Source organism: Thermodesulfobacteriota bacterium, assembly GCA_040754335.1.
GTDB lineage: Bacteria > Desulfobacterota_D > UBA1144 > Nemesobacterales > UBA2774 > 2-12-FULL-53-21.
The window spans coordinates 94,800-107,123 of record JBFMCV010000002.1; the positions used below are offsets into that span (position 1 = coordinate 94,800).

The 12,324-nt window shown below is 41.3% G+C and carries 13 protein-coding genes; 5 read left to right on the forward strand and 8 right to left on the reverse strand.

All coding sequences use genetic code 11. The features are described 5' to 3' along the window. Positions 1-14 precede the first annotated feature (14 nt). From AB1598_03790 to AB1598_03800, 3 genes are all read right to left on the reverse strand, one after another. Complete coding sequence (locus tag AB1598_03790) at positions 15-293, reverse strand: hypothetical protein (GenBank protein MEW6144124.1); 279 nt, start codon at positions 291-293, stop codon at positions 15-17. Positions 294-639: 346 nt separating this feature from the next. Continuing rightward, positions 640-1,884, reverse strand: coding sequence for a VCBS repeat-containing protein (locus tag AB1598_03795; protein ID MEW6144125.1), 1,245 nt, complete (start codon positions 1,882-1,884; stop codon positions 640-642). After that, the gene (locus AB1598_03800; GenBank protein MEW6144126.1) at positions 1,871-2,089 is read right to left on the reverse strand and encodes a hypothetical protein; all 219 of its coding nucleotides are present in this window, start codon (positions 2,087-2,089) and stop codon (positions 1,871-1,873) included. Before AB1598_03800 ends, AB1598_03795 begins: the two co-directional genes overlap by 14 nt. A 100-nt stretch (positions 2,090-2,189) precedes the next feature. Here AB1598_03800 and AB1598_03805 point away from each other — a divergent pair, with 100 nt between their 5' ends. Then, positions 2,190-2,513: a helix-turn-helix transcriptional regulator gene (locus tag AB1598_03805; protein MEW6144127.1), complete on the forward strand. Its 324-nt coding sequence runs from the start codon at positions 2,190-2,192 to the stop codon at positions 2,511-2,513. A gap of 459 nt (positions 2,514-2,972) precedes the next feature. Here the strand turns inward: AB1598_03805 and AB1598_03810 are convergent, their stop codons facing one another. Genes AB1598_03810 through AB1598_03825 form a run of 4 tightly spaced genes read right to left on the reverse strand, consistent with a single transcriptional unit; the run spans position 2,973 to position 6,466 of the window. Then, positions 2,973-5,309: a hypothetical protein gene (locus AB1598_03810; protein ID MEW6144128.1), complete on the reverse strand. Its 2,337-nt coding sequence runs from the start codon at positions 5,307-5,309 to the stop codon at positions 2,973-2,975. Then, positions 5,306-5,617 (reverse strand): CHC2 zinc finger domain-containing protein, encoded by a 312-nt coding sequence (locus AB1598_03815; GenBank protein MEW6144129.1) that lies wholly within the window; start codon positions 5,615-5,617, stop codon positions 5,306-5,308. Before AB1598_03815 ends, AB1598_03810 begins: the two co-directional genes overlap by 4 nt. Further along, positions 5,614-6,171 carry a hypothetical protein gene (locus AB1598_03820; protein MEW6144130.1) on the reverse strand — a complete coding sequence of 186 codons (558 nt, stop codon included), beginning with the start codon at positions 6,169-6,171 and terminating at the stop codon, positions 5,614-5,616. The genes AB1598_03815 and AB1598_03820 overlap by 4 nt, the downstream gene beginning before the upstream one ends. Before the next feature lie 22 nt (positions 6,172-6,193). Further along, positions 6,194-6,466, reverse strand: a complete 273-nt coding sequence (locus tag AB1598_03825; protein MEW6144131.1) for a helix-turn-helix transcriptional regulator — start codon at positions 6,464-6,466, stop codon at positions 6,194-6,196. A gap of 370 nt (positions 6,467-6,836) precedes the next feature. Here AB1598_03825 and AB1598_03830 point away from each other — a divergent pair, with 370 nt between their 5' ends. The 3 genes from AB1598_03830 (at position 6,837) to AB1598_03840 (ending at position 11,041) form a co-directional block, all read left to right on the forward strand. Beyond that, the gene (locus AB1598_03830) at positions 6,837-7,010 is read left to right on the forward strand and encodes a hypothetical protein (GenBank protein ID MEW6144132.1); all 174 of its coding nucleotides are present in this window, start codon (positions 6,837-6,839) and stop codon (positions 7,008-7,010) included. A 211-nt stretch (positions 7,011-7,221) separates the two neighbouring features. Further along, complete coding sequence (locus AB1598_03835; GenBank protein MEW6144133.1) at positions 7,222-9,060, forward strand: recombinase family protein; 1,839 nt, start codon at positions 7,222-7,224, stop codon at positions 9,058-9,060. A 184-nt stretch (positions 9,061-9,244) separates the two neighbouring features. Further along, positions 9,245-11,041, forward strand: coding sequence for a UvrD-helicase domain-containing protein (locus tag AB1598_03840; GenBank protein MEW6144134.1), 1,797 nt, complete (start codon positions 9,245-9,247; stop codon positions 11,039-11,041). A 46-nt stretch (positions 11,042-11,087) separates the two neighbouring features. On the opposite strand, the gene AB1598_03845 is transcribed toward AB1598_03840, so the two are convergent. Next, positions 11,088-11,912: a TIGR02391 family protein gene (locus AB1598_03845; GenBank protein MEW6144135.1), complete on the reverse strand. Its 825-nt coding sequence runs from the start codon at positions 11,910-11,912 to the stop codon at positions 11,088-11,090. A gap of 108 nt (positions 11,913-12,020) precedes the next feature. On the opposite strand from AB1598_03845, the gene AB1598_03850 reads away from it, so the two are divergent. After that, positions 12,021-12,266 carry a hypothetical protein gene (locus AB1598_03850; GenBank protein MEW6144136.1) on the forward strand — a complete coding sequence of 82 codons (246 nt, stop codon included), beginning with the start codon at positions 12,021-12,023 and terminating at the stop codon, positions 12,264-12,266. The last annotated feature ends 58 nt before the right edge of the window (positions 12,267-12,324 follow it).

Genomic DNA, 12,324 nt, shown 5'->3' on the forward strand with positions numbered 1-12,324 from the left:
GGACGTCTGCCGCCCTATTCCAGTTTCTCAGGCTTTTGAGGCTGCATTTGAGTCGCGAAAACCCGGTTAATCCTTTGAGCCCCGGTGTAAGCTGTAATGACGGCGATGACCCAGACTATAGCGTATAAGAAGTAGCCTACGAGAATGAATATGAGAGGGATTGAGACCAGGCCTAGGGCAATATAGAGGATTCCCATCCCTGTTTGACCGTTATAGAGCTGACCGAGTCCGGGGATTAAAGCGGACATAAATGCGGCAAATAAAGGGCTTTTTATCTGAACGGGTTTTTCCATGCTTGCCTCCCAAAGATAGGAATTGGGAGAGTGGGTTTTAGGGGTGGCTGAGGCAGAAAAAGAAAAATAATTGGAGTAGAAAAGGTGAGTGCTGAATAATATTTTCTGCTTAACTTTCTGTCATTATTAGTTATTTTGTATTAGCTTGTGCATTCCTCTGTCGTTATCATAAACACCCTTTAAAATACTACCCCCTCTCTTAATTAATAATAAATCTTTCTACTCCTTTCCGCAGAAAATGTCAATGGGTTTATTTTAAGCGTAGCGATAATGATAGGGAGCTAAGGTAGAAAAATAGCGGAATCCGTATACGGCACGCAAAGTAGAAACGGATGTTTCTACATTTTTATTGGATAGTTTTATTCCAAAATATAATTACCCCTAAATCCGGGACCTCGGTCGCCGTCATCAAATCCAGATCGCCATCTAAATCAAAGTCGTATAGGAGTATATTGTCGTCTTTCGCCCCTAATGGGTTAATCGGGTGATAATCCCATTCGCTCGTATATATATCAGTATCTCTTTGTGTTAAGTAATAAACCCCCTTCCCCCTATTCTTTTGGTCTCCTGGTGTAGCTGCAATGTCCAACCTTCCATCAAGATCAATATCACCAACTGCAACGTCTTTTGGAAATCCACCGAACTTCCCAACCGGAATCCTTATTATGTCCCAATTCAGACCACTTTCGTCTAAGCGGAGCGCAATAATGATTTCTGGTGGCTTCTTTGCGGCTATGACGACGTCCTCAATGCCGTTACCATCTATGTCATGAACATCAATCATTCGGACTTCTTTTCGCAAGATGATGTCATGTCTGGGCCAGAGTTCTTGTGTATTACCTGGCCCCGGATTTTCAAACCACGAAACTCCGGCATGCGAGTGGGTCCCGCGATCAGGAACTATGACATCGAAATCGCCGTCGCCTTCCATATCTCTTACGGTAACCCCCATCTCCCAGCGCATATCCTTCTTATCCACTATCGGGGAAAACGTCCATGCATCGAGATTCAAGGGGTCCTCCGGTGATTTAAACCAACCGAAGATTCCTTTATCTCCACCAGCGATAATGTCCGGGCGGCCGTCTAGATCAACATCCACATAAGCAGCGTCATCCCATTCCTGGCGCATACTGTCTGCCACTGAGATGGGGATAACATGTGTTTGCCACATCTCTGGGTTTAAATAATCCTCTTTCCTCGGAGCGACATGAAGATGAATCCCGCCCTTTCCGCAGGAAATAACATCAAAAATACCGTCATTGAAAATGCTTGCAAAAAATGCAAATTCGGGGCTCTCGTTCTCCCCAACGGTTACACAGTCCCAATAATCGCGTACTAGGTCAACAGTGCTACGGCACGCTCGTATTGCATTGCTATCCTGCCACGCTGTTGCGACATTATATGTTCTGTCTGTATCAATGACGAGATCAACCCCGTCAGCTCCGCTTTCACCGCTTGTGAAAAGGTCATCGACATAACTGTATGGCCAGAAATCCTTTTCGTCCGGAAGCGGGACATCCGTTCCGTCGTCCCCTTCAATACAGCCTATAAATAAAAAAAGCAGCACCAACGCTGCTCTACACAGTCTCATCGCTTTCCTCCTTATGAATTTCCGGAATATCGAGGTAATTGGAGATCTTATTGAGAATCCGGACCGCTACTTTTCCCCTCCGTTTACCCCATTTGCCGTGCAGGACATCGAATACCGAGTTGTAATGTTCCTCAATGGCTTCGGCAAGGTCTTTAACAGTCATACCACGCAGCGCGAGTTTGCTCTTGACTACCCGGTCGATCAAAAGTAGTATCCCCTTGTTTTCCAAATTTAATTTGGAATCTCCAGAATTATTATATACAACTCTGTTGTAGTTGTCAAACTTATTTATCAACTGTGTTGATATGAAAGATAGAATACGTTCTGTACGGAATGATGTGGGTAAGACTCAAAAGGAATTTGCGAAAGAGCTTGGTGTTACACATACCTACATAGCGGAAATTGAAGGAGGAAGGAGAGTTCCATCTAATCTTTTTCTCCTTGCAATGGAGTATCGGTTTGGGGTGCGGAAACAATGGATTGAAGAGGGAAAGGGAGAGAAATACATAACGGAGAAGATTCTTTTAACCGATAAAGAGGCTGAATTAATAAAGTCATTTCGAGAAATGCCTGATGAAAGCAAAAAAATATTTGAAGCTCTAATTCATAAATTGAAAAGGGGTTCCTAAAAGCTATTCCATGAAAATTTAGTTTTACGGTTTTATTTCTAACTTTACGATTATATTTATGAAATGATAGTTGCATTCTGGAGACCTCCCTCCCCATAATAAGAAACGGCTTTTTTTGTTAATGAGCTTGTTACGTCATTCAATTACCCGGGTTTGTCAGAAGCTGGCCGCGCCTCTGGAATATTATTTGTTATTTGCCGTCTATGATTCTCTGCTCCAGGCAGAGCTTATGGGGAGGGAGGTTCCCGGAAAGCATTTTTCATCATGCGAACCCCCTTGGGGGCCCCTGCAAAGTTCACAACGTTCACATGTTCACAAACCCTTCATTGAAGCCAATATTCAGGGTTTGCCTAATAACCTGCCACCCCTCAAAAATCCTTATTTAAAGCCATCGGTGAACTTGTGAACATTGTGAACATACAACAAGGTAGGCTGTGGGTTTTAAGACCGGATTCTCGTCTAAAATCCTGCCTCGCTGAACATAGTTGTATCTTTCATTCTGGTTTCTTCCGCAATGCCATACTTTTCATATAATCTCATAAGCTTTGGCTCCTCCGATTTTGGTATTACAAAGCCTTCCCTTGTTTTCTCGGTTTTAAGCTTGAGCTTCTTTCGTATAACGCTGCCTATCCACTTGGGGGTTATCTGCCTTGTGTAATCTTCCGCGTATTTTTCGATAAACTCCCTTGTTATGTCCTTTATAGAAGGCTCTTCATCCGATTCACTAAGGCTCCGAATACACTCAAGCACCTGGGCTTCCATCTCCATCCCGCGCTCAGTTACGATCTGCTTATGGTAGTCCCTGGCAATGCTTTTCAAATCCAACCGGGTTTTTTCATCCTCAATAACACTCAAGAGCGGAACAAATACCTGGTTCAGCCTCGGCTCGATAGTCCTGTCGACGAGCTCCGGATTCACTTTCCTTTTCCCCAGATTTCTAAACCGAAACATCAGGAGCTTATTTCGCAGACGCTCCGCCCTCTCTTTATGCTCGTCAGTAAGGTTAATAGGAATGTCCTCTCTCAGTCTCCTCTGGCCCATCTCTTCAGTAATGCAGCGGGACTCTAAGGCTCTGTCCTCAAAAAACCCTCTCGTTGCCACTATCTTGGGACCGAATACCTGGTAAGCCTTCGGGCTGAACTCCTTTCCATTTATGGATTCGCTCCGCAGGACCGGGAAACCCTTCGCGTTTCCGTTGTTAAGAATTTTCACTATCTCTGCCTTTTCATCGCTCATCCTGAAATCTCCCTCGTCTATGATTAATGTACCTTTGAATATATTGAGTATTCGAAAGATTGGTGAGACGGTGGAAGCTCCGCTTGCAAATATCGGCTTATAGCAAAGAGAGCCTAGTGTTAATAGGAATCTTGTCTTTCCACTTCCCGCGTCTCCTATGACCCTCAGGTATGGGAGCTCTTTGAAGTCGTCATATATCCAGCTGAAAAGAACGTAGTATGAGGAGATGTTTTCAAACAATGGAGAGAGGTCAACATAATCGTGAATAAATGCCCTAATCTCTTCAATGAGCTTTTCCTCGGATTCGTACTCATCCGCTCCGGAGGGGAAAAGAATCACCTCGTTTTTGATGAGATTGTTTCGCGGAGAATAGGGAGAAAGATGAAGTTTATTTCCCATCGACAATCTGCTTTCGTAGCTGATCTCGCCTTCGTTAAAAACCGCAAATCCGGTTTCTTTCTTGTAAGGATCGTACACCATTTCGGCTATTCGTCCGTCTCCGAGGATTGCGGAGGGAATGTACACCGTAGAATCCTTCCCTTTGGATATAGCCTCGCTTTGGAAAGAAGGCGTTGTTACCCTTTTCGCATTCCCGACAAACTTCCTTGCATTTTCTATGGATTTCATCAAATATTGCTTTTTTCTGTTCCCCTTTTCTCTGTACTTTCCCGTCGTGGGATACTTCTCAAACACACCTACAATTTCATCTTCCCCGTAACCTTTGCTCAAAAGTGATGCAATTATGGCTTCGTCAGCTTCGGAACGGGAACGATAGGAGACGACTTCTCCTGTTCCGGGGTCCTTTACTTCCAAACTGTTATCCGGTCCCCGAAAAAAGTCTCCTGCTATCAGCTTTCTCACCCTTTCGCTTATGCCTAAGCTGTATACGTTTACAACCAGTATCTCTCCGTTAGTTTCACTCGATACAACCGGCATTTCGGGGAGCTCCTCAAGTACGGCTTCAACGATATCAGGGGTGATTAACGAGCTCTTGCCCAGACGCAGAAATTCGGAGAGCGGGATCGGCGTGAGACTCTTGCCGTCAAGAATCACCCTTCGCTCAGGGGTATTCCTCAGACCTCCGAAATATGGAAGGTTTATATAGTTTCCGATTTCTCGTTCCTTCAGGTAATCCTGTTTAGGAAATACTTCCAGGGCAACCTTTAGCTTCAACAGGACGGAATTCAATACGTGTCTGATTTTTCGAGCTTCAACAGGCTCGGAGAAGAAAACCCAGATATGATACCCTTTTGACTTGGAGCGTTCGATGAATGTTGGCTTAAGACCAACATTCCACAGCTCTTCCCTGATATGATGGACTAATTCCAAATCATCCCTATCAATGTCTATGGCCCCGAACCGGCAAGTGCCGTTATCGAGCAGCGGATAAACGCCCAGGGAAACCTTTCCGATCAAATGCAGAAAATAGCTCCTTTGCGAAACCGGCTCTCTTACACACTCTCCGTGTACAGCGCCCCAGGCGTCTCTTCTTCCTGTGAAGAGCCTTTCAAATCTGTCCGTTATATTCCTGAGTTGGTCTCGTGTATAGTGGTTACTCATAGCCCTGCGTAGCGGCTAAGGATAACTTTGATCGTTTCTCTGAGGGTTAGGTTCTCGATGTCCATGATGAATCCCAGCACATCTCCATTCCTCTCACAGCTATCGCAATGGAAGTAAGAATTGATGCTGTTCACAACTATAGAGCCGTTGCATCCAATAAAGGGGCATTGCCCTATAAGCCCGTTTCCTGAATCGAATAAGAGGGCATATTCATTCACCGCTCCTTCCAGTGATAAATTCGTCTTAATAGTTTCTATAATTGCAGGCAACAGATTATTGGGTTGGTATTCTTCAGAAAACCCCGTCATATTGTTTTGTTATTAAAGTTTAAGTAGGTAGCGGCAGCTTTTCTCCTCTTTCTTTTTTGAAGATAAGCGAGAGCAAGCGTTAACGCATCGAACATGTTCATCCAGTATTTATCCTTTTGAGTCCAGAGAATCCTTCCCTTGTGGGGAAGGCGCGCAGAGAGTTCGGGATATGTTGCAGCAACAAGGACGGCGGTGTTCATTTTTGTTGGTCTTCTGTCTTTAACGAGAAACTTTCTTGCGGTTGAGGATTCAATTTCATGGACCACGGTACCTTGTTTCCGGGCAAATTGGATAATGCGGTTTGCAAGTTTTTTAAGCATTGGATTTCCTATTCTTTCTGGGTGAGACAGTTTTCCCAAGATTACTACATCGGGCTTATAGGTTTTGACGAGATCAATCCCCGGAACTGTTGGCTTCCTCTGTTTTTCCGTTCTCTTCTTAAAATTCCGCACCCCGTAACGCATAAGCATATCGTCTTCAAGCAGGGCATAGCCTATTTCTTTAGTTCCAAGATCGAGCGCGAGTATGCGAATTTGTCTGGGAGCGGAGGACATACTAAAAACTGCTTATAAATTCTTACGACCTTTTAGCTCCTCCGAAGAGTGCTTTCTCCTTCTTTTCCAGATCCCTTCCGAGATCCCTGTACAAGTTCCCAAAAAGGTGCTCGACCGGAACATCGAGTATGTAGGCAAGCTTCAGGGCATTCTCGAGACTGGGGAGAATCTTCCCGCTTTCCCACTTTGAAAACTGCGTCGAACAAGTATGTCCGAGTAGATAGGCTATGCGTTTTTGTCCTAGCCTCTTCCGTTTTCTGTATTTCCAGATGTGGTTAAGCGAACTAATCTCCATGACTTGAAACACTCTCCAAAGAAACGTATGGGTGAAGAATATCAGCCTCCGCGAATTCAGGGAGTCTGGGAAAGTTGCCTGAACAGGCAACTATGAGGGGATATAAAAAAACTGCATAGAGCAGTCTGTTTTATTGAGCGAAGTTAAAAATAAAGAGGAATTTCTTCCTCTTTTTGATCGACTCTTAGCTTCTTATGGGATTGTTAATTAAGTGTTTTTGGATTGATTATATGGCTAAAGAATTGAGCTTATAATAACACATAGTAGATATTATGTCAATAGTAACAGAGGGTTATAACATTCTAGTTTGCTTCAATAGGCAAGTTTCCCTCCCTACCCATATTTCATCTTGTAGGCCATTGTGTAGGCAATGACATCAACTAATGAAACTACCGAGAATACAAAAAGGAACCCGCGGAAAGGCAATAGCAATAATAAAAATATAGAAAATGCCCTAAAACTTAGATTCCTGGCCTCAGATTTATCTGATGAAGAAAAAGAGGGGCTCTTATTTAGGGTATTTGATATTTTGCTTTATGAATGACCGGCTGTAATCAGATAAGAAAGATAACTTAATCGTTTAGCTTTCTAAAAGCGTATTTGTCACTTTATACAGTTTTGCTAATATGAGAAAAGGCAGACTAGAAGGCATAATCTATATTAATTGCCTATAAAAGTGGGGTAACAGTGCCTTCTAGTCTGCCGACAAAGAAGCGAATACTGTTGCCCCTCTTTTGTTATAACTTAACCCAATTATGGATCTTCATAAGCAAATTAAAAAACTTAGAGCAGCCATATATATCAGAGTGTCAACCGATGATCAACTCAAAGGCTTCAGTCCCGAATTCCAGCTCGAAGACTGTAGACGTGCCGCCGTGGAAAGGGATGATTGTACACTGAAAGGTGTGCATATTTTTGATGATAGCAAGTCAGGATCAAGCGATGACCGGCCGGGCTGGAAAAAGCTCATGGAGACCGCAAAGCAGGGAGAAATAGACGTTATCTACTTTTGGAAGCTGGATAGAATGATGCGCAGCGAACGCCATTTTTATAAAAATGAAGAGGAGCTAGAGAAATTAAATATACAACTTAGGTTTGCTACACAGAACTTGGATGATCCATTTACCCGAGCTATCCAGGTCGCAGTCGCTGCGGAAGAAAGAAGAAAAATATTGGAGCGTACGCGGCGAGGTAGGGAAATGGCTGTAAGAGCAGGGAAATGGGTTATGGGCACTCCCCCGTATGGATATAAATACAACGGAAAGACTAAAAAGCTTGATATAAATGAGGAACAAGCGCAGTGGGTTAAAAAATTCTACGAATGGTTAGTCAACGAAAAGTGCTCTCTTAAAGAAATCGCACGACGTGCGAACGCTTTTGGGGTACCTACTTGGACCCAAAGCATAAAGACAAAGAGAAAGACATCAAAAATATGGTGGCCGAGGACATTGGGCAGAATACTCACAAACGAAACTTATACAGGAAAAGCGTATTTTAGGAAATACAAGAGAAATCATAAGGGTTTGAAAACGTATGAGAATGAAGATTATATGAGGGCTAAAACTGAATGGATACCCATAGAAGTTCCTCAAATTATCTCGAAGAATCTTTTCGACAAAACCATTGTTCAACTGAGAAAAAATAGTGAATTCGCAAAAAGAAAGAAAATACGTTCCTACATGTTTAGCGGACTTGTTTATTGTTCAAAATGTGGCTTCAAGCTAAAGGGAAACTATGCTAACCCAAGTAGTCGCTCCGCCAAGGGTTCGCGCTGTTATGTTGGTTATGTCCCGAAAAATCATGTAGGTAACACACGCAGATGCCGTTATTGCGGCGCTATAGCAGAAACCAGACTTATGCCAATTTGGAATACTTTAGAAAACATTCTAATGAGCCCGGACACAATTTATGACAAACTCGATAAATACACCGGAGAGAACAAAAAAGATGGGTTATTAAATAAAATCGTTCTAATTGATAAGGAATTGAAATCATTGAATGAGGAACAAGAAAGAACAAATATAGCATTTCTAGAAATTTGCTCCATAGATGAAAATGAATACAAGCAACGTATTAAATCTATCAAGAGTAGGCAGGTGACACTGGAGCATGAGAGAAGAAAATATAATGATTACATCATTTCTGAAGAAGAAAGAATTAAACGGGTAGATACTATTACTAACTTATACCAAAAAATCAAATATAAAATTACTCATGCGTCTTATGAAACGAAATCAAAAATACTTCACATATTTGTAGATAGAATTGATTTGAATCTTGATACGAGCGCAGCATTAGTTAAATTCAATATTCCTATGGATGTACATCATAATTTTGAAGGACAATTGTTGGGACGGCAGTCTCTCAAAAAAGAGGAAATCACCTCCGATAAATGGCTTAACGACAACAATGAGACTAAAGATTTCGGCAACTTTTACCTAGATGTACAGGTCCCACTTATTTCCTTTAAAGAGATCCAGAAGGTCACCACTCCTTCACACTCCAGATACTATAAGGGTGAAAAAGACATGCCGCTTTTAAAACTAACCCGCAAGAAAGCCGAGGATAAGGAATTAAGGGCTTATTTTCAATAAGACATAAGTATTTTTGATAAGATAAAAATAACAAGAACACAACTCATCGTTTCAAGCAAGGTTGATAATAGGAATATTGGGCTTATATACTTTCATATAAGCTGGAATTGAGGAGTTAATGATTATAGGGACTTATGGCCCATCTTCCGGCTAATATGGGTAAGACTTTAATCATAACGCCTTTATGACAGGCACAGCTCAGAAAACAACAGAATGTCAGAACTGTGGGGAGAGTGCTAACCGGCACTTTCCCTATAATGCAAAGCTTTTTAGGAAAAATATAAGCAATATAGAAAATGGAGAGATATTAGTATGTGAGTCCTGCAGAGATTATTTTGAAAGAAGAAAAGCCTATTCAGAAAATGTACTTACCTCCAAATCTGACAAAAGACTTATAGTAGCCGGACCTGGCACAGGAAAAACATATACTTTTCAGGAAGTATTAAAAACTATCCCAAGGGGACAGAAAGCTATTGTATTCACTTTGATAAACAACTTGGCAAATGATTTGAGAGAAGATTTATCTACTTTAGAAAACGACTTAATTAAGGTGTCCACTTTTCACGGATTCTGTAGAGAATTATTACATTCAAAAATTGGTCTACAAGACATAACTAAAGATTTTAGATACTTTCCCTTACTTCCTTTTTTGATTGAACAAGATGCACTCATACTAGACTTTGAATTCGGTCGTCCAGACTTTCACGCGAGCTTTGCAAATCTAAACCAAAATGCAGCTCAGGAATTTTATCTGTCTAGAGCGAGTTACTACAATTCTGCTAGCCATGATGATGCAGTTTATCGAGTTTTTAAGTATTATGAGCGAAATCAAAACCGCATCCCTTCTTTTGGAATAGTGATTGCTGATGAATATCAAGATTTTAACCGACTTGAGTCTTCGTTTATATCATTACTTACGAATAGGAACAAAGCTCTTATTGCGGGAGATGACGATCAAGCACTTTATGGTTTTCGGCACGCATCAAAAGATTATATTAGACAACTTTATTCCGATGCAACATACGAAATACTTGAGTTACCGTTTTGTAGCCGTTGTACACCTGCAATTGTAGAGGCGACTAATTATTTTGTTAAAGCAGCCCAGGGTCTCGGACTATTAGATAAAAGGATACCTCGGGAGTTTGAGTGTTACTTGCCGGACAAACATCGCGAACACAAAGCATATCCAGAGATTGAAGTCGCTCACTGTTCGCGCCCGGAAACGAGCTTTAAGTATATAAAAGATCGGATAGTTGATTTAACCGCGAGCGAAAATCTTACTTCTTATGCGGGTAAAGATATACCCTTTCTAATAATGGGGGCGGAATCTGGATACCGAATTAAGAAAGTTGCCGAATATCTACAAGAGAATCTAGATGAGGAAATATATTCAATAGAGACCCCTGAAGAGAGGGACCAACTGGAAATTGAACATGGATATAAAATCTTACACAAGGGAGTAAATACGAATTTAGGTTGGCGTATAGTAATGCACTTTGATCCGCCCGAGGATATAAAGAGCATAATTTCAAAGACATATGAAAGCGATATTGCAATTGAAGAAATGCTAACTCAAGAATATATTACTAGACACGGAGACGAAATACGTACTTTATTTGAAAATCAAGAGAAACCAGTGAAAACAGAAGAGTCTGAAGCGGAGCCAAACAAAATACGAATAAGACTTACTAATTTTTACGGTTCAAAAGGGTTATCAGCACTGCATACCTTTATTATCGATCTTAACAATTATTCTTTTCCTGCGAACCCAGATGTAATAACGGATGATGAAATATGTAAGTTTCTCGTGGCACTTACAAGAGCAAAAAATTCATGCACACTAGTCGTATTCAAAGTGTTCGACAAGACAATTGGAAAGACAGTAGATAGACCCTCTAGATTTATAGAGATGTTACCGGCCCATATCTTAAGACATAAATATTTTAAAGTTCAAAAAGGCAACTTGGTAGAAAAAGGCTAATTATCAAATTTTTAATGTGTTAGTCCAACAATGAACAGTCCTGCCCTCAATAGCCTGTTCTTATGGCACCATCAAGCTTTCTATGAGCAAAGGAAGCCATGGTTAATAGTTCTAAAGCGTCACGTTCCTCGATTTTCCATTTTATCTTAGGTGCATGCGCTGTAGTATTTCTAAACATGCCGAATATGCCTTTTAATAGATTTGCAAAGCCAACTTGCTCCATCTTTTCAGTTTCTGTGCGAAGACTGTTGATTGCTAGTACCGGCTTCTGCCCAACCAAAGTAGCTTCAACCAACTGGGTCCCGTCTTTATCTTGACCAGACATTTCTCTCAATCTATCAGCGATGCTCTTAGTCGCCTCAAACACTGCATGAAAGTAATTTTCTTGTAAAAACTCCGCACGGCAGAAATTTAATACGTAATAATGAACTCCTCTATCCGATAATTTCTTTTGAAGCGCATTAGCTCTCAGATGCGCATCATCTAAAGTACTAACGAGTGTCGCTTGTACAATCTTCCCATCTGCTCTCAACTCATATCCCTGTAAAGCAAGGATGACATTCAATTGGTCCTTTGATCGATTAAAATATTCCCTATTATGTACATATCTAACGGGGTCCATCACATTCTGAATAAACGCAAACACATTATTTGAGCATCGATCTTTTTCTTGCTTATTCTTTAACGCGGAAAACAATCTATGTCTTTTAGTAATAGTGGGCTCCATATCCTCAATACCTGAAGAATTTAGTAACTTCCCAATCTCTGTACCAGTAAGCCCAGAATCGGTGTCTCCAAAAAGATCACAGATTGCCTGAAGAGCATTATCGCTTAACTTTGGGATACTTGCCATACACTTAATTATATACAAATTCTAATTATCCAATCAGATGTGGTAGTTATCAGGAATTAGCATACCCACACCTTATCACAATAGAGCAAAGTATTGGAAACTTGCCCATCTAGGCAACTCTATCCGATGGAACGGCAGTCTTTCAAAAATCAGGATAACACCCACGAAAAACGGCTTAACCACAATAATGAGGGTAAAGATTTAGGTAGTTTTTCGCTTGATGTTAGGGTGCCGTTAATATCTTTTGAAGAGGTCCGGGAGGTAACCAACCCTACACGGTCGAAGCATTATAGAGGAGCAAAAGACTTACCTCTAAGGAAGCTCATTGCCAAGAAAGCTGAAGATAGGAGCTTTAGGGCTTATTACCAATGACATTTGTGACTTAGAGACTATATCCCCAATGAAGGATACTAGACTAATGGTGTTGACA

Bases quoted from the DNA above. Each gene is read 5' to 3' on its own strand.
- AB1598_03790 (MEW6144124.1), bottom strand. From the start codon at position 293: ATGGAAAAACCCGTTCAGATAAAAAGCCCTTTATTTGCCGCATTTATG.
- AB1598_03795 (MEW6144125.1), bottom strand. From the start codon at position 1,884: ATGAGACTGTGTAGAGCAGCGTTGGTGCTGCTTTTTTTATTTATAGGC.
- AB1598_03805 (MEW6144127.1), top strand. From the start codon at position 2,190: ATGAAAGATAGAATACGTTCTGTACGGAATGATGTGGGTAAGACTCAA.
- AB1598_03810 (MEW6144128.1), bottom strand. From the start codon at position 5,309: ATGAGTAACCACTATACACGAGACCAACTCAGGAATATAACGGACAGA.
- AB1598_03815 (MEW6144129.1), bottom strand. From the start codon at position 5,617: ATGACGGGGTTTTCTGAAGAATACCAACCCAATAATCTGTTGCCTGCA.
- AB1598_03820 (MEW6144130.1), bottom strand. From the start codon at position 6,171: ATGTCCTCCGCTCCCAGACAAATTCGCATACTCGCGCTCGATCTTGGA.
- AB1598_03825 (MEW6144131.1), bottom strand. From the start codon at position 6,466: ATGGAGATTAGTTCGCTTAACCACATCTGGAAATACAGAAAACGGAAG.
- AB1598_03830 (MEW6144132.1), top strand. From the start codon at position 6,837: ATGACATCAACTAATGAAACTACCGAGAATACAAAAAGGAACCCGCGG.
- AB1598_03835 (MEW6144133.1), top strand. From the start codon at position 7,222: ATGGATCTTCATAAGCAAATTAAAAAACTTAGAGCAGCCATATATATC.
- AB1598_03840 (MEW6144134.1), top strand. From the start codon at position 9,245: ATGACAGGCACAGCTCAGAAAACAACAGAATGTCAGAACTGTGGGGAG.
- AB1598_03850 (MEW6144136.1), top strand. From the start codon at position 12,021: ATGGAACGGCAGTCTTTCAAAAATCAGGATAACACCCACGAAAAACGG.